We start from the raw sequence: 23,463 nt of genomic DNA, 5'->3' as shown, positions 1-23,463 counted from the left end.
ATTCCTATTCGTTAGTGCAGCCGAGCACTTCTTCCAGGCTGGTCAGCCCTTGCTTGACTTTCATCAGCCCCGAGCGGCGCAGGGATTTCACGCCTTCCGCTTCTGATTGGGTGGCAATTTGACTTGAATTGCCGTTAGCGAGAATAATTTGTTCGATGGCCGGGGTGATCGGCATGATTTGGTAGATGCCGACCCGGCCCTTGTAGCCGCCGCCCAGGCAGCGCTCGCAGCCAACCGGGCCGTACGGCTTCCAGCCGTCGAGTTCTTCCGGCTTGAAGCCGGCCGCCAGCAAGATTTCGGTGGATGCTTCGAGCGGTTTTTTGCAGGTGCACAGACGGCGCGCGAGGCGCTGCGCGGTGATCAAAATGACGGACGAGGCAATGTTAAACGGCGCCACGCCCATGTTCATCAAGCGCGTCAGGGTGGCAGGCGCATCGTTGGTGTGCAACGTGGAAAACACCATGTGACCCGTTTGCGCGGCCTTGATCGCAATGTCGGCCGTTTCCAGGTCGCGGATCTCGCCCACCATGATGATGTCGGGATCCTGGCGCAAAAACGCCTTGAGCGCCACCGGGAAGGTCAAGCCGGCGCGGTCGTTGATGTTGACCTGGTTTACGCCCGGCAAGTTGATCTCGGCCGGGTCTTCGGCTGTCGAAATGTTAATGCCCGGCTTGTTGATCACGTTCAGGCAGGTGTACAGCGAGACGGTCTTGCCCGAACCGGTCGGGCCCGTCACCAGCACCATGCCGTAAGGCCGCTGGATTGCTTCGAGCAAGGTTTCCTTCTGGTCCGGATCGTAGCCGAGCGCGTCAATGCCCATCTGGGCCTGGGTCGCGTCGAGAATACGCATCACGGTTTTTTCGCCGAACAGCGTGGGGCAGGTGCTGACCCGGAAATCGATCGCCTTGACGGGCGAGAGCACCAGGCGCATGCGGCCGTCTTGCGGCACGCGCTTTTCGGAAATGTCGAGCTTGGAGAGCACCTTGATGCGCGACACCAGCTTGTCCTTGATGCCGACCGGCGGCTGCGCGTGCTCGCGCAGCACGCCGTCCACGCGCAGGCGGATCCGGTAGAATTTTTCGAACGGCTCGAAGTGAATGTCGGAGGCGCCCAGGTTGATCGCGTCCATCAAAATCTTGTTCAGAAACTTGACGATCGGCGCGTCTTCGATTTCATTTTGCGCCGCATCGATGACCGACGCCGGCCCGGCGGCGTCGTCGGCAAACTGAATTTCTTCATCGTCGCCGATCGACATTTCGGTGATGCTTTGCTCGGCCGTCTTGCCCAGCGAATTGAGCCAGGCCAGTAGCGTGTCGTGCGCCACGATCACCGGCTCGACCTGCGCTTCGCTCTGGAACTTGATCTGGTCGAGCGCCTGCGTATTGGTGGGGTCGGAAATGGCGACCGACATTTTATTGCCGCGCTTGGCCAGCGCGATGACGCGCTGCGTTTGCATCAGCTTGTTGTCGATGGCGCCCGGCGGCAGCGACGCCTGGCTGAACGTGGCCAGGTCCATCAGCGGGTAGCCGAAGGTCTCCGAGCAAAACGCGGCGAGCGACTTGGCGTCGATGATACCGCCGCCGATCAAGGCATCGATGAACGCGATCTTTTCAATTGCCGCCTTCTTTTGCAGCGCATCGGCCTGCGGCATCGACAGGCGGCCCGCTTGCATCAGCGCGCGCGCCAGGCCGGACATCGGTGCGCCTGTTGCCGGGGTCGGGAGGACAGCTGCCATAGTTGAATGCGTCAGTTAAAAAGTGAGGAAGTGACAAGAGGGCTCGCCAGAACTCACGGGAGCAGCGCGCTGCCTTGGATCATGCCCCGGAGCATCAAATTTGTAAAGGATTTACCGCAAGAGGAGAGGCGTGCATACCACGTAGACACAATCGCCACAGATGTTGCTTTTTCTTGCGGGCGGCTGTTCAGGCGTAGCGCGAAGGCGCCGGACGACGCAGTTTGACGACCTTGATCGCCTGGTTTTTGACTTGGATAACCTCGATTACGACGTCGCCGATTTTCAGGCTGATGGGTGCCTCGGGGATATCCTGCAACTGTTCCAGCATCAGGCCGTTGAGCGTTTTCGGGCCGTCCAGCGGGAAATCCAGTTCCAGCCGCTTGTTGATGTCGCGCAGCGCGGTGGTGCCTTCGAGCAGGCACTCGCCGTGCCCGTCCCAGCTGAAGGTTTCGCTGCGGGCCGCACCGGGAACCGATGTCGTAAATTCACCGATCATTTCCTCGATGATATCGTCGAGCGTCACCAAGCCTTGCACCTCGCCGTATTCGTCCACAATGATGCCCAGGCGTTCCTTGTTTTCCTGGAAATACTGCAGCTGGGTAAAGACGCTGGTGTCTTGCGGAATGTAGTACGGCGTGCTGAGCAAGTCGCGGAAATGCTGGACCGTCAATTCCTCGTCTTCGTTGAGCAGCGCCACCGCGTGGCGCACGTGCAAGATGCCCACGATATGGTTGATTTCGCCCTCGTAGACGGGCAGCTTGTTGTGGTAACAGGTGGTCAGCTGGCTTTTGATGTCGGCCACCGGCACGGCCAGGTTGAGCGCCTCGATCTGGGCGCGCGGGGTCATGATATCGTCGACCGACGTGCTATCCAGATCGAACAGGTTCAGCAAGATGCTCTTGTGCTTTTGCGGAATGAAGTTGCCGCCTTCGAGCACGATGGAGCGCAATTCCTCGGGCGAGACGCGATGCAGCTGGGCCGCATTGGCGGGGCGCACGTTAATAATCTTGAGCACCAGTTTGACGAACAGGTTGACGAACCAGGTCAGCGGCCCAGCCAGCGTCATCAAGGGTTTGAGCACTTTGCTTGCGCCCAGCGAAATGTTTTCAGGATAGCTGGCGCCAATGAATTTGGGCGTAATCTCGGCGAACACGATCAGCACAAAGGCCAGCAGTGCAATGGCAATCGCAATCGCGCTGTCGTCGTAGCCGAAGGCGAGGATGGCAATCGCGGTGGCCAGCGCGGTGGCGGTGACGTTGACCAGCGTATTGGCGATCAAGATCAGCGAGAGCAACTGGTCGGTGCGATCGAGCAGCCACAGCGTGGTGATCGCGCCGCGGTGGCCGCGCTTGGCCAGGCTGCGCAGGCGGTAGCGGTTGGCCGCCATCAGCGCCGTTTCCGCCATCGCGAAAAATGCCGAGCAGGAAATTAAGAAGATGAGCGCAGCAACTGGCACCCAGAGTGGCACGGTATCCAAGGCTCACCGTAAAGAAACGTGCGTGGGAAACTGGACGGCGGAAAAGCAGGCCGCACCAGAGCGTTGCGCTTGCCACTTCGGCAACCGCAGAGCTAGCGATTCTAAGTCAACGCCGGTTTGCGTGCAAGTTGGCGCAGTAGTTTGCGTCCGGCAACCAGGCAGGCGGCGCTGGCGGGTCAGCCATTCCACCAGTGCGACGTTTCGCCCATTTCAGGCAGGCGCGCCTGCGCCGCTTTATGGATGATGCCGGCCTCGAGCGCCTCGGTAGCGTCGAAGATGCGCGCATTGCCGAGCAGGTGGCTGCGGATCTCGTCCTTCACGCCGGCGTTGCAAGTCGCTTCCTCGAAAATGCGGGCATAGCGTTCGGCGTCAAAATCGAGGCAGTCGCGCCATTCGCTCACGCGCGCGTGGTCGGCCGCGACCTGGCTGCCAAAGCCCCAGTGCAGCGGGTGCACCAGGAAGCGCGTGCCGGGGCAGGCGTAGCGCTTTTCGCCGGCCAGGAAAATGACCACGCCGACCGATTCCACGCTGCCCACGTTATACGTCGTCAGGGGCAACGGCAGCGATTTGAGAAAGAAATACAGGGCGAAGCCGGCGGTCATATTGCCGCCCTCGGTCGACATGTGGAGTTCGATCGCGGTGGCCCCGCTTTGCAGGGCTTGCAGGCACAGGTTGCGCACGGTACAGGCGGAACCGTGATTGATGGGGCCGATGAAGTGGACTATGTGCAAGGACATGAATTTCTCCTGGATTTCTCCCGAAACACCTATGGGGAAAGAATAGCGCAGTTTGGTTCGCTTGCCCCGTTATTCTGGATTAGCTGCCCCGATAGGTGGAGTACGACCAGGGCGTTACCACCAGCGGCACATGGTAATTCTGGTCGGCGTAGGCAATGCCGAAAGCGATCGTCACGCGGTCGACGAAGCGCGGGGAGGGCAGGTCCACGCCCTGCGCGGCGAAGTAGTCGCCGGCGGCAAAGACCAGCTCGTACTGGCCAGGCTGCATCTGCTCGCCTTCAAGCAGCGGGACGGCGCAGCGCCCATCCTGGTTGGTGCTGTCGCGCTTGAGCAAGGTCCGCTCCGCCCCATTGATGAGGTACAGCTCGATGCCCACGCCTGCGCCGGGCTTGCCCTGCGTCGTGTCGAGCACATGCGTACTGAGTTTTCCCATACCGCTCCTATATCCGAAAAGTGATTTGTATATCCTGTCAATCATATACCGGGGCAGTGCCGTGGCTATATGATGCCGGATATACCAGCCTCAATACTGTGCCCATGACGACCTATGACAGTTATCCCCGCGACCTGATCGGCTACGGTCGCCATCCCGTGCACCCGCAGTGGCCCGGCCAGGCCAGGCTCGCGCTGCAGTTCGTGCTCAATTATGAAGAGGGCGGCGAGAATAATGTGTTGCATGGCGACCCCGCCTCAGAGACGTTTTTATCTGAAATCATTGGTGCAGCGGCGTTTCCGGCCCGGCATATGAGCATGGAGTCGCTGTATGAATACGGTTCGCGCGCTGGCCTGTGGCGCCTGCTGCGCATGTTCGAAGAACGCAAGCTGCCGCTGACCGTCTTTGGCGTGTCGATGGCGCTCAAGCGCAATCTTGAAGCGGTGGCCGCGTTCCGGCAGCTTGGGCACGAGATTGCCTGCCATGGACTCAAATGGATCTCGTATCAGAACGTGGACGAGGCCACCGAGCGCGCCCACATGGCCGAAGCGGTGCAGATCATCACCGAGCTGACGGGCCAGGCGCCACAGGGCTGGTACACAGGGCGCGATTCGCCCAATACGCGCCGGCTCGTGGTCGAACATGGCGGGTTTGAATATGATGCCGACAACTACGGGGATGATTTGCCGTTCTGGCAGCAGGTCGAGCATCTGGACGGGGATGGGAATGCGGCGGTGACGCCGCAGCTGATTGTGCCGTATACGCTCGATACGAACGACATGCGGTTCGCGGCCATGCAGGGGTTCAATTCTGGGACGCAGTTTTTTGATTATTTGAAGGATGCGTTCGACACCTTGTATGCCGAGGGCGATCCGGCCGAGCTGAACCAGCCGAAGATGCTGTCGATCGGGCTGCATTGCCGGATTGTGGGACGCCCGGGCAGGGCGGCGGCGTTGGCCAGATTTCTCGATTATGTGCAAGGGCACGATAAGGTGTGGATTACCCGGCGCATCGACATCGCCCGGCACTGGAAGGCGACGCATCCGTTTGCGTGACGCGGGCATGGCGCAATGCGCTGACGCTTTTCCGCACCACGAGCGGTGCTTTCCGCTGTTTACGGGACGCACGCATGGCGCAATGCGCTTGCGCTTTTCCGCCCTACGAACGGTGCTTTCCGTTGCTTGCGTGATGCGAACATGGCGCAATGCGCTGACGCTTTTGCGCCCTATGCACAGCGATTTCCGTAGGGCGGAAAAGCGCGAGCGCATTCCGCCAGAGTCGCCACAGTATTGGTTTTTACTGATATCCAACATCAATCAAAAACCATACTGATACACCCCTGCGGTGCTAACCTTGTACACTGGGATAAAGCCGAGGCAATAATGTCACAACCGATACGTTTCTACTACCAGGGCGCCGTGCGCGAAGTCACCAGCGCCGCCCCCACGCAGACGATCCTCCAGCACCTGCGCGAAGACCTGCACTGCACCGGCACCAAGGAAGGTTGCGCGGAAGGCGACTGCGGCGCCTGCACGGTTGTCATCGGCTCGCTGCGCGACGGCCAGCTCGAACTGAAAGCGGTCAACGCCTGCATCCAGCTCACGCCCACCCTCGACGGCAAGGCGCTGTTCTCGGTCGAAGACCTGCAGCAGCCTGGCGGCGCGCTCCATCCGGTCCAGCAGGCGATGGTGGAATGCCACGGCTCCCAGTGCGGCTTTTGCACGCCCGGCTTCGTGATGTCCTTGTGGAGCATGTACCTGAAACAGGGAGGCAAACAGCCCACCCGCTGCCAGATCAACGACGCTCTCTCGGGCAACCTGTGCCGCTGCACCGGCTACCGCCCCATCATCGACGCCGCCATGCGCATGGGCGAGCTGGCGCCGGTCGCGTTCGACCGCGCCGCATTGGCCGCGCAGCTCGCGCCGCTGCAGCGAAGCGCGCTGGCCACCTACAGCGCCGCCGGCCGTAACTTCCATGCCCCGCGCACCCTCGCCGAACTGATTTCCCTGCGCGCCGCGCACCCCGAGGCTACGCTGCTGGCCGGCTCCACCGACGTCGGCCTGTGGATCACCAAGCAGATGCGTGACCTGGGCGACATCATCTACCTCGGCCACGTCGCCGCGCTCGGGCACATCGCGCAGGACGGCGCCATGCTCGAGATCGGCGCCGGCGTCACGCTCGAAGACGCCTACCAGGCACTCGCGGAGCACTATCCCGACGAATTGACCCAGATGTGGCAGCGTTTCGCCTCGCTCCCGATCCGCAATGCGGGCACGCTGGGTGGCAATGTCGCCAATGGCTCGCCGATCGGCGACTCGATGCCGTGGCTGATCGCGCTTGGCAGCCAGGTGGTGCTCGCGTCGGCCGCCGGCCAGCGCATCATGCCGCTCGAAGACCTGTATCTCGCCTACCAACAAAAGGACATGCTGCCCGGCGAATTCGTGCAGTCGCTGCGCGTGCCGCTGCCGCGCGAAGGCGTGCACTTTCGCACCTACAAACTGGCCAAGCGCTTCGACCAGGATATTTCGGCCGTGTGCGCCGCCTTTGCGTTCCGCTTTGACGGCCAGCTTGTCAGCGAGGCGCGCATCGCCTTTGGCGGCATGGCCGCCACCCCCAAACGCGCCGCCGCCACCGAAGCGCTGTTGGTCGGCAAACCATGGACGGACGACACCGTCAGCGCCGCCATGGCGATGATGGAGAACGATTTCGCGCCCCTGTCGGACATGCGCGCCTCGAGCGCATACCGCATGAAGAGCGCCCAGAACCTGCTGCGCCGTTTCTGGTTCGAGACGCGCCTCGATGCGCCGCTCGCCGCCGCCGCGCTCAACGTTTTCGCCGTGCGCGCGTAAGGAGAACATGATGAATGACGCAGGCGTACCAGCAGTGGCAGCGTGGGCCGGCATTGGCGTGCCCCGCGCGCATGAATCAGCCGCGCTCCACGTGCTCGGCCAGGCCACCTACACCGACGACATCGCCGAATTAAGAGGCACGCTGCACGCGGCGCTTGGTCTGTCGTCCAAGGCGCACGCGAAAATCCTTGCCATCGACCTGGCAGCGGTGCGCGCAAGCGAAGGCGTGGTGGCGGTGTTCACCTGCGAGGACATCCCCGGCACCAACGACTGCGGCCCCATCATCCACGACGACCCGATCCTCGCCGATGGCCTGGTCATGTACGTGGGCCAGCCCATCTTCATCGTCGTGGCCGACACCCATGACCACGCCCGCCGCGCCGCCAGGCGCGCCCTGGTGACGTACGACGAGCTGCCTGCGATCCTGACGCCGCAAGCGGCGCGCGCGGCCAAGTCATACGTGCTGCCGCCCATGCATCTGGCGCGCGGCAACTACCAGGACGCGTTTGAAAAGGCGCCCCATACGCTCAAGGGCGAACTGTATGTGGGCGGGCAGGAGCAGTTCTACCTTGAAGGGCAGATTTCTTACGCGATCCCCAAGGAAGACAAGGGCATGCTGGTGCTCTGTTCCACCCAGCACCCGAGCGAGATGCAGCACGTGGTGGCGCATGCGCTCGGGGTGCACTCGCATCACATCGTCGTCGAATGCCGGCGCATGGGCGGCGGCTTTGGCGGCAAGGAGTCGCAGTCGGCGCTGTGGGCTGCGGCGTCGGCGATTGCGGCGGCGCGGCTCTTGCGACCGGTTAAGCTGCGCGCCGACCGCGATGACGACATGCTCGTTACCGGCAAGCGCCACTGCTTCCATTACGAATATGAAGTCGGCTACGACGACAGCGGCAAGATCCTCGCGGCCAAGGTCGACATGGTCAGCCGCGCCGGCTACTCGGCCGACTTGTCCGGGCCGGTCGCCACGCGCGCCGTCTGCCACTTCGACAATACCTACTATCTGTCCGACGTCGATATCCGCGCCGCCTGCGGCAAGACCAATACCCAGTCCAATACAGCGTTTCGCGGCTTTGGCGGGCCGCAAGGCGCCATCGCCATCGAGTACATCATCGACGAAATTGCCCGTAACCTGGGGCGCGATGCGCTCGACATCCGGCGCCTCAATTTCTACGGGCGCGACGCCAACAACGTCACGCCCTACGGCCAGGTCGTCGTCGACAACGTGATCCATGCGCTGACGGCCGAACTGGAAGCGAGCAGCGACTATCGCGCGCGCCGCGCGGCGATTGCCGCCTACAACAGCAGCAGCCCGGTGCTCAAAAAAGGGCTGGCGCTCACGCCCGTCAAGTTCGGCATTGCCTTTAACGTCACCCACCTGAATCAGGCCGGCGCGCTGGTGCACGTGTACGTGGACGGCTCGATCCTGGTCAACCATGGCGGCACCGAGATGGGGCAGGGCATCAACACCAAGGTGATGCAGGTTGTCGCGCACGAACTTGGCGTGGACATGGCCCACGTGCGCGCTACCGCCACCGACACCAGCAAGGTCGCCAATACGTCGGCCACGGCCGCCTCCACCGGGGCCGACCTGAACGGGAAAGCGGCCCAGGATGCGGCGCGCCAGATCCGCGAGCGCTTGAGCGCGTACGCCGTCAAGCTGTATGGCGGCGACCAGGCAGCGGTGGTGTTTGCCGCCGATACGGTGCGCGTCAACGGACATCAAGTGCCGTTCCCGGTGCTGGTGCAAAAAGCTTACCTGGCGCGCGTGCAGCTGTGGTCCGACGGCTTTTACGCCACGCCCAATCTGCACTGGGACCCCAAGACCATGAACGGTCACCCTTTCTCGTACTACGCCTACGGCGCGGCGGTGGCCGAAGTCGTGGTGGACACGCTGACCGGCGAATGGAAGCTGTTGCGCGCCGACGCGCTGTACGACGCCGGCAAGTCGCTCAACCCGGCGATCGACATCGGCCAGGTCGAAGGCGCCTTTATTCAGGGCATGGGCTGGCTGACCACCGAGGAGCTGTGGTGGAACCCGGCCGGCAAGTTGATGACGCATGCGCCGTCGACTTACAAAATACCCGGCGTGTCGGACTGCCCGGAAGACTTCCGCGTGCGCCTGTACGAGAACAGCAATGTCGAAGACAGCATTCACCGCTCCAAGGCTGTGGGCGAGCCGCCATTGCTGCTGCCGTTCTCGGTGTTTTTCGCCATCCGCGACGCTGTCTCCAGCGTGGGCGGCCACAAGGTCAATCCGCCATTGAACGCGCCGGCGACCAGCGAAGCGATCCTCAATGCCATCGCTGCCGTTGAAGCTGCCGTGGCCAAGGTTCTCTGAGATGGACTGGCGTTCAGCCATCCTCGCAGGTCCTGCCATGCTGGTCACGGTGGCAATCGTGCAGGGTTCGGTCCCCCGTGAAGCGGGTGCCAAGATGCTGGTGTCAAGAGATCGCGTGGTCGATACCATCGGCGGCGGCCACCTTGAATTGCGCGCGGTGGAGATCGCGCGCGCCATGCTGCAGGACGGGCGGCAGCGCCACCTGGAACGGTTTGCACTGGGGCCAAGCCTGGGCCAGTGCTGCGGCGGGGTGGTGCACCTGGCGTTCGAACTGGCCGATCCGGGTCACGCTTCACTGCTAAATGAACGGCGCTTCCAGGACAGCTGGCGCCTCGTGGCGCTCGACGGTCGCGCCGACAGTGCGCTGTTAGACGGCGATGCGCGCCAGTTGCACGGCGCGCCCGCGCCCAGGTTCGACCGCAGCCAACCAACCCATGTGATGCAGGAAGCGGACGGACGGCGCTGGCTGGTCGACCCGGTGCTTGCGCCGCGCGCGCACCTGGTGCTGTTCGGCGCCGGCCATGTGGGCGCGGCGATTGTGCGCGCGCTGGCGCACCTGCCATGCAGCGTCACCTGGGTCGACGAGCGCGACGATATGTTCCCGACGGATGTGCCGGCCAACGTCACGCTCGAGGCCTGCGACACGCCCGAGGCGCTGGTGGCATCCGCGCCGCCCGGCGCATCGTATTTAGTCATGACGCACAGCCACGCGCTCGACCAGCGTCTGGCACAAGCGATCCTGGCGCGCGCCGACGTCGGCTGGTTCGGCCTGATTGGTTCGGTCACCAAGCGGCGCCAGTTCGAACACCGGCTGCTCGAACGGGGCGCGGACCGGAAGCGCATCGACGCCATGGTCTGCCCGATCGGGCTGCCCGGCATTGCCGGCAAGGCGCCGGCGGTGATCGCCGCCTCGGTGTGCGCCCAGTTGCTCACCGTCTGGGAAGCGTCCGCGCACGCCGGCGCTGGCCTTGCGCCACTTAGACTGGTAGCCTCATCCAACATGTAATCCGAAAGAACTTGATGTCAAACGCAACACCTCAACCAGTGCAGGCCTACCGAGCAAGCTTGCTGCACTTTCACGCTGACCCTGCGCTGATCCAGGATGCTTTCTCCTGGCATGAAGACGGCTTGCTGATCGTTGAAAATGGCAAGGTAAAAGCTGCCGGCGACTATGCCAGCTTGGTTGAAACGCTGCCTCAGGGCGCGCCGGTGGCCGCCTACCGCGGCAAGCTGATCATGCCCGGCTTTATCGACACCCACCTGCATTTCCCTCAGACCGACATGATCGCCTCGCCCGCGCCCGGCCTGCTGCCATGGCTCGAAACCTACACCTTTCCCACCGAGCGCCAGTTCGGCGACCCGGTGCACGCGCGCGAAGTGGCCGAGTTTTTTCTCGACCAGCTGCTGCGCTGCGGGACCACGACCGCCATGGTCTACTGCACCGTGCACCGCGAGTCGGTCGATGCGTTTTTCGAGGCCAGCCAGGCGCGCAACCTGCGCATGGCGGCCGGGAAGATCCTCATGGACCGCAATTGCCCCGACTTTTTGTGCGATACGGCCGAAGGCGGGGCGCGCGACAGCGAAGAGCTGATCCGCAAGTGGCACAAGCAGGGCCGCAACATGTACGCGATCACGCCGCGCTTTGCGCCCACGTCGACCGAGGCGCAGCTGCGCCTGACGGGCGAGCTGGCCAAGGCTTATCCCGACACCTACATCCAGACGCACGTGTCGGAAAACCCGGACGAATGCAAGTGGGTACAGTCGCTGTTCCCCGGCGCGCGCAGCTACCTGGACGTGTACGACAACGTCGGGCTGATGCGCGAGCGCGCCATGTATGGACACTGCATCTGGCTCGATGAACGCGACTTTGCGCGCATGGCCGAATCGGGCGCTGCGGCGGCGATCTGCCCGACCTCGAACCTGTTCCTGGGCAGCGGCCTGTTTGATTTTGAAAAAGCCGACGCTGCGGGCGTGGCGCTGTCGCTGGCGACCGACGTGGGCGGCGGCACGTCATTCTCGATGTTGCAAACAATGAATGAAGCCTATAAAGTAGCACGCTTGAAAGGCAGCTACCTGCCGGCCGCGCGCATGTTTTACCTGGCGACGCTGGGCGCTGCCCGCAGCATGCAACTGGAAGGGACGATCGGCAATTTCGTCGCTGGCGCCGAGGCTGATTTCATCGTGCTCGACCCGAAGGCGACGCCGCTGCTGGCGCGCCGCACGGCGCGCTGCGACAACCTTGAAGAGTTGCTGTTTGCGCTGGCGCTGCTGGGCGACGACCGCGTGATCGAGGCGACCTTCGCCTGCGGACAGTTGGTGCATCAAAAAACGTAGGGCGCAAAAGCGCAGTGCATTGCGCCGAAGGGGTGTGCCGTGTTATCGCGAACCTTCGGCGCAATGCGTTATCGCTTTGCGCCCTACGAAAACCGCCGTAGGCGACCTCATTATCTTACCGAGAAGAAGACCATGATCATCAAATCGAGCTGCCTGACCATTGCCCTGGCGCTGGCCCTGGCCGCGAGTGCACACGCCAAACCACCGGCTGCCACATCGAACGAAGCGGCCACTGCGCGCCACCTGGCGTCCCTCATCTCGGGCGAGCCCAAAACGGCCGAGTTGACCCTGTTCTTCTCGCAAATGCCCAAGGGCGGCGACCTGCACCACCATTATTCAGGCGCGATCTACGCCGAACAATACGTCGACTGGGTCGACAAGCAGGGCTTTTGCGTCTACAAGTCCAGCTACCGCATTGAAACCAACAAGGAAACGGTCGCCAAGGAGCGCGACAAGCCGGCGCTAGAGCGCAGCTGCCTGTCGTCGGGCGAAATCCTGGCCGACGACTTCACCTACCGTGAATTGCTGCAACGCTGGTCGAGCAAGGATTTCGACAACCATGGCGCCATCCAGAGTCCGCCCGACCGCCAGTTCTTCCAGACCTTCGGCTTTTTCGGCCCGGTTTCAAGCAACAACTTCAATGACGGCCTGCTCGAACTGAAAAAGCGCGCGATCCAGGAACACGTCGGCTACATCGAAACCATGTTCAAGCTGGCGCCGCTGACGCCCAACGCCAGCTTTGACGCCAAAATCAGCCAGGCGGGCGACGACGACGCCGCCCTGACCGAGGCAATGCGCGCCTGGAGCGGGGCGCTCGAGCAGGACGCCGCCTTCAACAAGGGCGTGGCCGACTACGTCACCCAGGTCGGCCAGGCGCATGCCGGTGTCGACGACGAGCGCTTCACGATGCGCTACCAGGCCTACGTGCTGCGCCTGCTCGCCCCGTCCCAGGTGTTTTCATCGATGCTGTCGGCCTTCAAGGCGTCGGGCCAGTCGCCGCTGATCGTGGGGGTCAATATCGTCGGCCAGGAGAGCGCACCGAGCTCCATGCGCGGCTACACGCTGCACATGAAAATGTTCCAGTTCCTGAAAACCCGGTATCCGCACGTGAAGCTGGCGCTGCACGCCGGCGAACTGGCGCTGGGCGACGTGCCGCCGGACGGCCTGCGCTTTCACATCGACCAGGCGCTGCACCTGGCCGGCGCCAACCGCATCGGCCACGGCATCGACCTGGCGCACGAATCGAACGCGATCGGCATCCTGAAGACCATGCGCGAGCGCGACATCCCGGTCGAAATCAACCTGACCAGCAATGCGTTCATCTCCGGCATCAAGGGCGACAATCATCCCGTCACGCTGTACCGCAAGTATGGCGTGCCGTACGTGATCGCAACCGACGACGCCGGCGTCACGCGCCACACGCTGGCGCAGGAATATGCACTGTTCGCCAGCCGCTACAAGCCGAGCTATGCCGAGATCAAGAAGGTCTCGTATAACAGCCTGCGCTACGCTTTCCTGCCGGCAGCGGACAAAAAACGCCTGTCGGCCCAGCTTGACGAGCGCTACGCGGCATTCGAGGCTGCCATCGCTGCCCTGCCGGCGCAGGCGGTGGCGGGCGCGCGGCGCTGACAGTATTTGCTGCATTCCGGCAGTGCAACGCTGCCGGAAAAACAAGCTTTTTCCTGCGCCGATGTTCATCGGCCAATCCCAAAATATTAAGCTCTGTGCATGTGTGTGGTCAGCCTGCTACACATTTGCGTGCCCGGACCAACCTTTGTCGAAAATGACGATGAAAGGATTTCTCTCCAGAATGGCTCATTTATAATCGGCCCTAGAGATTTTCGCTATGGAACACCCATTTTTAGGTCATTAAAACTACTTCTATTAGCTAATTTATATGTTTCTCGTATAAATGATTAAGCGAAATGGTATTTGTCATAACGAAGCCGTTTCATGCATAGTTGATCGAATACGTAACAAATTGTGTGTGTAGTTCATGTCATCAGGCTGACATGGTGCCGGAATAAAATTGCGCCGTCGTAAGTTTTGCTGTCGTAAATGCACTATCAAAAATCAGGTTTACATTGAAACAGAGGGCCGCGTTAGCAACGACGTCCCCGCAGATCGCAGCAAAGTACAGAACGGGACCTTTACCGGGTTTCGACATCACTATTTAGTTCAATTTGGGGTTATACAATGATCAATCACAATCGGCTGCAGCTTACTAAGCTCGCGTTCGCGCTTTCCATGGCCTTGGCCATCTCGACGCCAGTCCTGGCGCAGAATACGACCTCGGCAATCGGTGGCCGGGTTTCCAACGCCAGCGGCGCTCCGGTCGCAGGCGCCCAGGTCACGATCGTCCACATGGAATCGGGTTCGGTCAGCAAAGTCGTGGCCGACTCCCAGGGCCGTTACTCGGCGCGCGGCCTGCGCGTGGGCGGTCCTTACACCGTCACGGTGACCAAGGACGGCGTTGCGGAAAAATTTGAAAATGTATACCTCCAGTTGGCCGAAACGGCCAATGTCGATGCTACCCTGGGCGCTCCGATCCAGACCGTGACGATCGCTGGCCGCGCAGCCGGCGGCAAATTCAACACCAGCTCGATGGGCGCCGGCACCTCGATCGGCAGCAAGGAACTGGCGGCATTGAGCTCGATCCAGCGCAGCCTGTCGGACTATGCCCGCCTCGATCCACGCCTGTCGCAGACCGACAAAGAGCGTGGCGAAATCTCGGCCGGCGGCCAGAACTCGCGCTTTAATTCGATCACCATCGATGGCGTGTCGATCAGCGACACCTTCGGCCTGGAAGCGAACGGCCTGCCGACCAACAAGCAGCCCATCTCGATCGACTCGATCCAGTCGGTGCAGGTCAATATTTCGAACTACGATGTCACGCAAAAGGGTTACACCGGCGCGAACATCAATGCGGTCACCAAGTCGGGCACCAACACCTGGAAGGGCAGCGTCTACCAGGTCTACCGTGACCAGCGCCTGACGGGTGATCGTTACAACCGCGTGGCCGATACTTACGGTCCGGCGCCAGACTTCAAAGAGCGCACCACCGGCCTCACCCTGGGTGGCCCGCTGATCAAGGACAAGCTGTTCTTGTTTGTCAGCGCCGAAGATTCCAAGTCGCAGGCAGCGCCGGTATTTGGCCAAATTGGCAGCGCCGCCAACAACGTGGCGATCACCCAGTCGTCGATCGACGAACTGCGCCGCATTGCCAAGGCCACCTATGGCTTCGATCCAGGCACCACCGCCCAGCAAGGCGGCCCGGAGCTGAAGGTGCAGGACCGCCTGCTCAAGCTGGACTGGAACGTCAACGACGACCACCGCGTCAGCCTGCGCTGGCAGAAAACCACCCAGGCCGAGCCGATCGTCGCCGGTTACAACGCGAGCGGGGTTGGCCTGTCATCCCAAAATTACCTGGAAAACAAGACGATCGAATCGAGCGTCGTGCAGTGGTTCGCCGACTGGACGCCGACCTTCTCGACCGAAGCGAAGGTGTCGCGCCGCGACAGTGGCAAGAACTATGTCAACTCCGCAAACCTGCCTGCGATGAGCCTGCAGATCGGTGGTACCTTGCCAGCCGATGCGCCTGCCGGCGCGAAGGTCGCTAACCGTTTCATCAATTTCGGTACCGAGCGCAGCCGCCACTACAACGACCTCGACACCAAGACCATCGACATGTACTACGGTGCAACGTGGACCCACGGCGCCCACGAAGTCAAGGGTGGCATGGACTACGCGAAGAACACGATGTTCAACGGCTTCCTGCAAAACAACAAGGGTAACTATACCTTTGCCTGTATCAACGCCGCCCTTAACTCCGGCTTCTACACCACGCCAGGCTTGAACACGGTCGCGGTCAACTGCAGCACCTCGCCGCAGACATTGATTGAAAAAGCGGCGCTGGAAAACTTCGCCCGTGGCCGCGCCAATGCGTACACCTATCAATACCCGAATCCGGGCACTACCCTGGCAGACACCGCGGCGCTCTGGGAACTGGCCAACACTGGTTTGTTCCTGCAAGACACCTGGACCGTCAGTCCACAACTGAAGATGACTTACGGCGTGCGTTACGATGCGTACAGCACCGACCAGCGTCCGCGCAAGAACGACCAGGTCGCACTGCCAACCGTGGCCGGCACCTACGGTCTCACCACGGCAACGCTGTTTCGCAACAAGGGTGGTTTCGGTCTGGATAACCAGGAAACGGTTGACGGCGAGAAGCTGTTCCAGCCGCGCGTGGGCTTCAATTTCACACCGCAATTCTCGCGTCCTACCCAGATTCGCGGCGGCGTTGGCCTGTTCGGCGGCGCTGCGCTGAACGTCTGGCTCGGCAATCCATTCGCCAACCCTGGCGTGGCTGCCATCACGGTCGGCTGCGGCGGTTCGTTCGCTGCCTGTTCCACCGTAAACAAATTCAACCCTGACCCAAACAATCAGCAGATCCCACCTGGCGTGGGTGCAGCCCAGGTCGACGTTCTGGCCCATGGCTTGTCGCAGCCTTCGGTCTGGAAAGGCAACCTCGGCGCCGAGCATGAGCTGCCTTGGTTCGGCCTGGTTGTCGGCGTTGAATACCTGCACACCAAGGTCAACACCGGCCTGTACTTCCAAAGTCTCAACCTGGGCGCGCCAACCCGCAAGGGCCCGGACGGCCGCGACATGTTCTGGACCGAGCAAGGCTACAACGCAGCGTGCGCCAACGGCACTGGCGGCTTTAACACCAGCAACAGCACCCTCCCCAACGGCCCGCAGTGCGCAGGCTTTCGCAACAAGGCGCTCTCGAACGCTGCGTTCACCGATGTGCTGAAAGTGACGGAAACGAAAAAAGGCGGCGGCAACCTGGTGTCGCTGTCGCTGGCCAATTCGAAGAACAAGGACCTGCGTTGGAACGTGGCTTACACCTACACCGACGCGACCGAAGTATCGAACCTGACGTCATCGACGTCGGGCTCGAACTTTGGCGCGCGCGCCGTGTTCAACCCGAACGAAGAAATCGCGGCGAATTCGTCGTACCTGGTCAAGGATCGCGTCAATGCGTCCCTCACTTGGGAAAAGCGCTTCTTCGGCAGCTACAAAACCTCGTTTGGCGCGTTCTATGAAGGCCGTACCGGCAAGCCATACAGCTGGACCTTTAACAACGACATGAACGGCGACGGCACGGCATCGAACGACCTGATGTACATCCCGAAGGCTTTCGGTTCCGGCGAAGTGATCTTCCGCGGCGACACTGCCACGGTCAAGACAGCCGAGACCAGCTTCTGGAATACCGTCAACGCCAACAAGCAGCTGCGCGATGCGGCCGGCGGCGTCACCGAGCGTCAATCGGCTTTCGCACCGTGGACCAACAGCATCGACCTGCGTCTGAGCCAGGAAGTTCCTGGTTTGTTCAAAGGTAACAAGGGCGTGTTAGTGCTCGACTTCCAGAACTTCGGCAACCTGCTGAACAAAAAATGGGGCCGTATCAACGAGGTGGCCTTCGCCAGCGCTGGCGGCAATGCCCGTAGTTTCGTCGACTACGCCGGTATGCAAGATGGCAAGTATGTGTACCAGGTCAGCGACAAGGTTGAAGACTATGTCCTCAAGTCCGGCCGCAGCGAGTCGCAGTGGGCCGTCCAGGTCACCGCACGTTACGAGTTCTGATCGAACTGACCGGCGACCGCGGCGCGGTCGCCTTGAAGCGCGACGAAGCGGCTGGTGGCAACACCAGCCGCTTTTTTCATTGCTGGCGCGGCCGTTCGAGTGCGCCTTCGATCCACCCTTGATACATAACGAAACCATTTTCACCGCTGAGCTGGCGCCCGAGTGCGCCCGCTTCGGTTATTCTCTCATCTATGACTACATTTCTCCGCCCCCTCTGCGCAGCGCTCGCGGCGGCTTGCCTGATGACCGGTTGCGCCACGCGCCCGGCAGCGCCGATCCAGATCAACCTGGTTGGCATGAACGATTTCCACGGCCACCTCGACGCCACCAAGTTCGACTACACCAGCGCCGCGCAGCCGCGTGACGGCGCACGTTCGCCGCCGCAGCTCGCCGGCGGCATCGACAACATCGCTGCCGCCCTGCAAGCCTGGCGGCGCGACGATCCCAGCCTGCTGGTGGTCGGCGCTGGCGACCTGATCGGCGCCAGCCCCGCCATGAGTTCCATGTGGGCCGACGAGCCGAGCCTGCAGGCGCTGACCATGGCCGGCCTGTTTGCAAGTTCCGTGGGCAACCATGAATTCGACAAGGGCCGCGCCGAACTGCTGCGCCAGCAAAACGGCGGCTGCGTGTCCATCGTGCCCGAGCGCGCCTGCCAGTTCGCGCCCAATTTCAAAGGCGCCGGGTTCACCTACCTGGCCGCCAATGTGCTCGACAGCGCCACCGGCAAGCCCTTCCTACCCGCCTACCGCATCGCCGACGTCAAGGGCGTGAAGGTCGGCTTCATCGGCGCCGTGCTCAAGGACGCCGCTTCGGTGGTGCTCGCCTCAGGCATCGTGGGCCTGTCGTTTGTCGATGAAGCCGACGCCATCAACGCTGTCATTCCCGACATGCGGGCCAAGGGCGCGAGCGTGTTCGTGGTGCTGATCCATGAAGGCGGCAGCACCAGCGAACCGTTCGACAAGCCCGACTGCACCGAACTCAAAGGCCCGATCGTGGGCATCGTCAAGCGGCTCGATCCCGCCATTCGCCTGATCGTGTCGGGCCACACGCACAAGGGTTTCCAGTGCAAGGTCGACGGGCGTACCGTGACCCAGGCTGAGATGGGCGGGCACGTGCTCTCGCGCATCGCCCTCACGGTCGATCCGGCCACCAGCGCCGTGCTCGACATCGGCGTGAAAAACGTGGTGGTCAAGCCGGGCCAGTATCCGCCGCACGAAGCCGTGGCGGCCTATCTGAAGGCGGCGCGCGCGCGCAGCGAGCAAGCTTTGGCCAGACCGCTGGCGCGCGTGTCGGCGCGCACGATTGGACGCAAGGCCACGCCCGCCGGCGAAAGCGCCATCGGCGACCTGATCGCCGACGCGATGCTTAACGCCACCCGCGCCCACGGCGTGAAAATTGCATTCATGAACGCCGGCGGCATCCGCAAGGACCTGGACGTGGGCGAAAACATGGTGGCGAGCTATGGCCAAGTGCAAATCGTCGTCCCGTTCGGCAATACCATGGTCGCCATGGACTTGACCGGGGCCCAGATCCGCGCGCTGCTCGAGCAGCAATGGGTGCGCCCGGGCGCGGCCGAGGACTCGATCCTGCAAATTTCGAACGGCTTTTCCTACACCTGGAACCCGGCCGCCCCGCGTGGCGCGCGCGTGGTGCCGGGCAGCTTGATGCTGAACGGCAGGGCGCTTGATGACGCAAGCAGCTATCGCATCGTGGCGAATAACTTTTTAGCCGAAGGAGGCGACAACTTCCCGGTCTTCAAGGACGCACCGAATAAATTCGACACCCAGGTGCGCGACTTCGACGTGCTCGTCGAGTACTTGGTCAAGATGGACAAGGCGGGCACGCCGTTCGGCCTGAACATGCCTGCCGGCCGCATTCAGATCGTTAAATAACTGACAGAACAAGGAACCGATCCATGAAAAAACTCGCTTGCGTACTGGCATTGTCCAGCGCTTTCCTGTCGCAGGGCGCCCTGGCCTGGGGCGGCGACGGCCACCGCGCGGTCGGCGCCATCGCCGAAAAACTGATCAAGGGCAGCAATGCCGAAAAGCAGATCGCCGCCTTGCTGTTGCCGGGCGAAACGCTCGAATCGATCACCAACTGGGCCGACAGCGCCAAGGGCGGCGTCGGTTACGCGCCCGCCACCGAAGAACAGCTGGGCTACACCACCGTCAATCCGCGCCACCAGGAATACCACTACGCCAACGTGCCGTTCCAGCTCGAGCACTACCATGACGGCGTGGTCGGCGGCTCGGACGTGGACATCGTGCAAACGCTCAAGCAAGCGATTGCCGTGCTGCAAGGCAAGGGCGACCTCGTCAGCAATCCGCACGGCTTCACCAAGCGCCAGGCGCTGCTGCTGGTGGCGCATATGGTGGGCGACATTCACCAGCCATTGCACATGGGCGCGGCCTACGTCAGCGCCGACGGCAAGTTCGTAGTGCCCGGCAAAAAGGCGGAAATCGACGCCATCAACATGTTCGAGTCGCGCGGCGGCAACAACCTGATGCTCGACGATGCCAAGCTCGACACCATGAGCAAGGGCCTGATCGAAGGCGAAGCGCGCGCGCTGCAGCCGGGCGAGAAAAAATGGCCCAGCAAGCCATTTCACAGCTACTGGGACAGCACCGTGGTCGACTATGCGATGCGCCGCTCGAGCACGCGCTCGCCGGCCGACTTCGCCCAGAAAATGATCGACGGCAAACCGCTGGTGACGATGAACACGGGGCCGGTTACCAGCTGGCCTTATCAATGGGCCGACGACGCGCTGGTGGCGGCCAAGCTGGCTCACACCGACGTCACGCTCGGCAAGCGCGATGCGCGCGTGAGCAGCAAGGGCGAGACGGTGTACACTTTTGCGCTGGAAATGGGGCCAAACTATCCGGTGCCAAGTTCGGCGCTGGCGCGCACGCAGCTGGTCAAGGGCGGCTACCACCTGGCGCAATTGTTGCAAACCATCTGGCCCTAAGCACCTCCCCCGGGGAAGATGTCGACGGACCGGAACGGGCGGTGGCGATGGACTGGTGCTGCGCTATTCAATGTTATCTGTACGGCAAACCGCTTCCTCTGGCACAATTCGAGCAATTGAATGGATGCCAAAAGGACACCGCATGACCTGGTTAAACCGTTGTATCTTTACCGCCGCCGCGGCAACACTGTCGCTCGGTGCCAGCGCTGCCGACTTGCCGCTGTGGGAAGTGGGCGTTTTGGGCGGCACTGCCTCCACGCCGGCCTATCCCGGGTCCGAAGACCGCTCGTCGCGCTCGCTGCTTGTGCCTTTCGTGATCTACCGCGGCCAGGTGTTCCGCGCCGACCAGTCGGGCATCGGGATGCGCCTGTTTGAAAGCGAGCGGGTCGAGCTCGACCTGGGCCTGGCGGCCTCGCTGCCGGCGCGCTCCGACGACGTGCGCGCCCGCGCCGGCATGAACGACCTTGGCACGCTGCTTGAATTTGGCCCGCGCATCAAGGTGCGCCTGCTGAAACCCACGCCCGACAGCGGCCTGCGGCTGGACCTGCCGCTGCGCGCGGTGATCGAGGCGCGTAGCGGCGTGCGCACCCAGGGCATCACTTTTGAACCCAAGCTGGTCTACGAGCTGGACGCGCCGGGCGGCAAGTGGAGCGTGGATGCGCATGTCGGCATGGTGTTCGGCAATAACAAGATCAACCGCTACTTTTATGAAGTAGCACCGCAATTTGCCACTTTGGCGCGCCCGGCATACGAGGCGAGCGCCGGGCTGATGCTGGTGCGCGCGGGCTTGTCCGGTTCGCGCATGCTCAATCGCGACGTGCGCATGTTCGCCTTCATGCGCTACGAAAGTTACGCCAATGCCGTCAACCGCGACAGTCCGCTGATGAAGCGCTCGACCGGCGCTTCCGTCGGCGCTGGTTTTGCCTGGACCATCAAGCGTTCGGCCAGGATGGCGACGCGCGCAGAGTGATGTTACCGCATCGAGGACGTGAGGATAAAGCATGGATTGGGCCTCACTCCGATCCGGCACGTGTCGCTGGCGGCTCATGGCGGAATGCGCGTTCGCTTTTGCGACCTACTTTTCGCTCTGCGCCAGACCTTGCATGAACGGCTTACGCCCCAGGTAACGCCCCAGGAACTGGCCAACCCGCCGTTCGTATTCATCGCCAGCATACCCGTGCAAGTCCACATGCGCCGCGCCGTCGACGATCCATAACTGCTTTGGTTGGTTCGCCGCCGCGAAAATACGGCGTGTCTCGCCGGCGGGCGTTTGCACGTCGGCTGCCCCGCCAATGACGAACACCGGACACGTAACGCGCGCCATCGCCTCCACCGGACGCAGCGCGGCGAGCGACACGTCGGTACGCAAGGGGATCTGTTGCAGCAGCAGTGGCGCGGCCCACCTGCCGGCAGGGCCCAGGCGCGCGGCCAGCCGGTTCTCCACCGCCTCGTCAATAGTCGGGTACATCGATTCGACCACCAGCGCATCGATGCCCTGGCCAGGCGTGGACAGCACCACCGACGCCGCGCCGAGCGAGACGCCGATCACGGCGATCTTTTCACCGGGAAGGCCGCGCCGCAGGTAAGCGAGCGCGGCGCGCACGCTGTGCGCTTCATGCGCGCCGAAGGTAATCCGCTTGCCCTCGCTCTCGCCGTGCGAGGCCAGGTCGATCAGCAGCACGCTGTAGCCAAGCCGGTTCAAAAACAGCGCCCGGTCCTGCATCTGGCGCCGGTCCGAACGCACGCCGTGCAGCAGCAGCACCGCGCCGTGGCCGGCGCCGCGTGCGACCCATCCGGCCACGTCGCCCTGGGCACTTGGGATGACGACCGGGGTGGCAAACAGCGTGGCAGGGGGAGCGCCCACCGGATGGCGGGCGGCGGCACTGAGATATTCGCCGGCGCCGAACACGGCGCCGGCGGCCAGCACGGACAAGCAGGCGAAAGCGACTGCCCCGCGCTTTGCCCGCTGGTTCAACGCGACTTGACGAAAGGCTTTCCGATCGCCTTGGGCGCGACCGACTTGGCCATCAGGCCGGCCAGCACGATCACCGTCACCACGTACGGAATCATCTGGATCAGCGAACCAGGAATGGTGCCCACCACGGGCAAGTCCACGCCTTCAAGCTGCACCTGCAAGGCGCCAAAAAAGCCGAACATCAGGCAGCCGAGGGCCGTGTAGAGCGGGCGCCAGTTACCAAATACCATGGCCGTCAGCGCCAGGTAGCCTGCGCCCGCCGTCATGTCCTTTAAAAAGAAGCCGCTCTGCACGATCGACACATAGGCGCCCGAAAACGCGCACAGCACGCCGGCGATCAGCATGGCCAGGTAGCGCGTGCGCTGCACGTTGACGCCCGCAGCGTCGGCCGCGTGCGGGTTCTCGCCGCAGGCGCGCAGGCGCAGGCCAAAGCGGCTGTGGTACAGCACAAAGTGCACCAGCGGGATCAGCGCAAAGGCCATGTAGACCAGCACCGTATGCCCGCCTAGGATATGGCTGTAAAACCAGCCCAGGAAAGGAATGTCGGCCAGCGCCGCGGTGCCCGGCAAGACAATTTCGGCCAGGCGGTTGTCGCCCAGGTTCGGCGTCTGCCCGCCTTGCGCAAAAAAGTACTGCGCCAGCACGAAGGTCAGGCCGCTCATGGTGATGTTGATGGCGATGCCGCCAACGAGCTGGTTGCCGCGCTGGGTGATGCTGACAAAGCCCTGGACCAGCGCCACCAGCGCCGACACCAGCATGCCGGCGCCGATGCCGAGCCAGACGTTCTGGGTGGAGAAAGCCACCGCCGCCGAGGCGAAGGCGCTGGCCAGCATCTTGCCTTCAAGGGCGAGATCGATGACGCCGCTGCGTTCGGCGAACAGGCCCGCCATGCCGGCGAAAATGAGGACCGGCGCATTGTGAATGGTCGACACGATAATGGCGCTGAGGGTATCGAGCATGGC

Annotated in this window: 16 protein-coding genes; 10 read left to right on the top strand and 6 right to left on the bottom strand. The window is 62.6% G+C overall.

Annotated elements, in window-relative coordinates; translation table 11 throughout:
* Positions 1 to 4: 4 nt before the first annotated feature.
* The 4 genes from pilB to uraH all read right to left on the bottom strand — a co-directional run bounded on the left by pilB (position 5) and on the right by uraH (position 4,382).
* The gene (pilB, locus tag ACP7D4_RS05540) at positions 5 to 1,735 is read right to left on the bottom strand and encodes a type IV-A pilus assembly ATPase PilB (RefSeq protein ID WP_426104003.1); all 1,731 of its coding nucleotides are present in this window, start codon (positions 1,733 to 1,735) and stop codon (positions 5 to 7) included.
* A gap of 187 nt (positions 1,736 to 1,922) precedes the next feature.
* On the bottom strand, positions 1,923 to 3,212 hold the full coding sequence (locus ACP7D4_RS05535) for an HlyC/CorC family transporter (protein WP_426104002.1): 1,290 nt from the start codon (positions 3,210 to 3,212) through the stop codon (positions 1,923 to 1,925).
* 176 nt (positions 3,213 to 3,388) lie between these two features.
* On the bottom strand, positions 3,389 to 3,964 hold the full coding sequence (locus tag ACP7D4_RS05530; RefSeq protein ID WP_426104110.1) for an ATP-dependent Clp protease proteolytic subunit: 576 nt from the start codon (positions 3,962 to 3,964) through the stop codon (positions 3,389 to 3,391).
* Between the two features lie 64 nt (positions 3,965 to 4,028).
* Positions 4,029 to 4,382, bottom strand: a complete 354-nt coding sequence (gene uraH / locus ACP7D4_RS05525) for a hydroxyisourate hydrolase (RefSeq protein ID WP_426104001.1) — start codon at positions 4,380 to 4,382, stop codon at positions 4,029 to 4,031.
* Between the two features lie 104 nt (positions 4,383 to 4,486).
* Between uraH and puuE the strand changes: the two genes are divergently transcribed.
* The 10 genes from puuE (at position 4,487) to ACP7D4_RS05475 (ending at position 21,496) form a co-directional block, all read left to right on the top strand.
* Entirely contained in the window at positions 4,487 to 5,437 is a 951-nt protein-coding gene (puuE, locus tag ACP7D4_RS05520; RefSeq protein ID WP_426104000.1) for an allantoinase PuuE, read from the top strand.
* 327 nt (positions 5,438 to 5,764) lie between these two features.
* Positions 5,765 to 7,231 (top strand): xanthine dehydrogenase small subunit, encoded by a 1,467-nt coding sequence (xdhA, locus tag ACP7D4_RS05515; RefSeq protein WP_426208074.1) that lies wholly within the window; start codon positions 5,765 to 5,767, stop codon positions 7,229 to 7,231.
* Between the two features lie 10 nt (positions 7,232 to 7,241).
* Positions 7,242 to 9,575 (top strand): xanthine dehydrogenase molybdopterin binding subunit, encoded by a 2,334-nt coding sequence (gene xdhB / locus ACP7D4_RS05510; RefSeq protein WP_426208072.1) that lies wholly within the window; start codon positions 7,242 to 7,244, stop codon positions 9,573 to 9,575.
* A gap of 1 nt (position 9,576) precedes the next feature.
* Positions 9,577 to 10,581, top strand: coding sequence for a xanthine dehydrogenase accessory protein XdhC (gene xdhC, locus ACP7D4_RS05505; RefSeq protein WP_426208071.1), 1,005 nt, complete (start codon positions 9,577 to 9,579; stop codon positions 10,579 to 10,581).
* Between the two features lie 14 nt (positions 10,582 to 10,595).
* Positions 10,596 to 11,909, top strand: coding sequence for a guanine deaminase (gene guaD, locus ACP7D4_RS05500; protein WP_426208069.1), 1,314 nt, complete (start codon positions 10,596 to 10,598; stop codon positions 11,907 to 11,909).
* Between the two features lie 132 nt (positions 11,910 to 12,041).
* Positions 12,042 to 13,538 (top strand): adenosine deaminase, encoded by a 1,497-nt coding sequence (locus ACP7D4_RS05495; RefSeq protein ID WP_426208067.1) that lies wholly within the window; start codon positions 12,042 to 12,044, stop codon positions 13,536 to 13,538.
* Between the two features lie 567 nt (positions 13,539 to 14,105).
* Complete coding sequence (locus ACP7D4_RS05490) at positions 14,106 to 17,558, top strand: TonB-dependent receptor domain-containing protein (RefSeq protein WP_426208066.1); 3,453 nt, start codon at positions 14,106 to 14,108, stop codon at positions 17,556 to 17,558.
* Positions 17,559 to 17,749: 191 nt separating this feature from the next.
* Positions 17,750 to 19,450: a bifunctional metallophosphatase/5'-nucleotidase gene (locus ACP7D4_RS05485; protein ID WP_426208064.1), complete on the top strand. Its 1,701-nt coding sequence runs from the start codon at positions 17,750 to 17,752 to the stop codon at positions 19,448 to 19,450.
* 23 nt (positions 19,451 to 19,473) lie between these two features.
* Positions 19,474 to 20,526 (top strand): S1/P1 nuclease, encoded by a 1,053-nt coding sequence (locus ACP7D4_RS05480; protein ID WP_426208062.1) that lies wholly within the window; start codon positions 19,474 to 19,476, stop codon positions 20,524 to 20,526.
* Between the two features lie 142 nt (positions 20,527 to 20,668).
* Positions 20,669 to 21,496: a MipA/OmpV family protein gene (locus ACP7D4_RS05475; protein WP_426208060.1), complete on the top strand. Its 828-nt coding sequence runs from the start codon at positions 20,669 to 20,671 to the stop codon at positions 21,494 to 21,496.
* Between the two features lie 105 nt (positions 21,497 to 21,601).
* On the opposite strand, the gene ACP7D4_RS05470 is transcribed toward ACP7D4_RS05475, so the two are convergent.
* Positions 21,602 to 22,501, bottom strand: coding sequence for an alpha/beta hydrolase (locus tag ACP7D4_RS05470; protein WP_426208058.1), 900 nt, complete (start codon positions 22,499 to 22,501; stop codon positions 21,602 to 21,604).
* Positions 22,498 to 23,460: an ABC transporter permease gene (locus ACP7D4_RS05465; RefSeq protein WP_426103990.1), complete on the bottom strand. Its 963-nt coding sequence runs from the start codon at positions 23,458 to 23,460 to the stop codon at positions 22,498 to 22,500. The genes ACP7D4_RS05470 and ACP7D4_RS05465 overlap by 4 nt, the downstream gene beginning before the upstream one ends.
* Positions 23,461 to 23,463 lie beyond the last annotated feature (3 nt).

Source organism: Massilia sp. TWP1-3-3 (assembly GCF_049897805.1).
In the GTDB taxonomy this organism is placed as follows: Bacteria; Pseudomonadota; Gammaproteobacteria; order Burkholderiales; family Burkholderiaceae_D; genus Telluria_A.
Note: the sequence above shows the minus strand (reverse complement) of the source record. Positions and strands in the feature narration are given on the sequence as shown.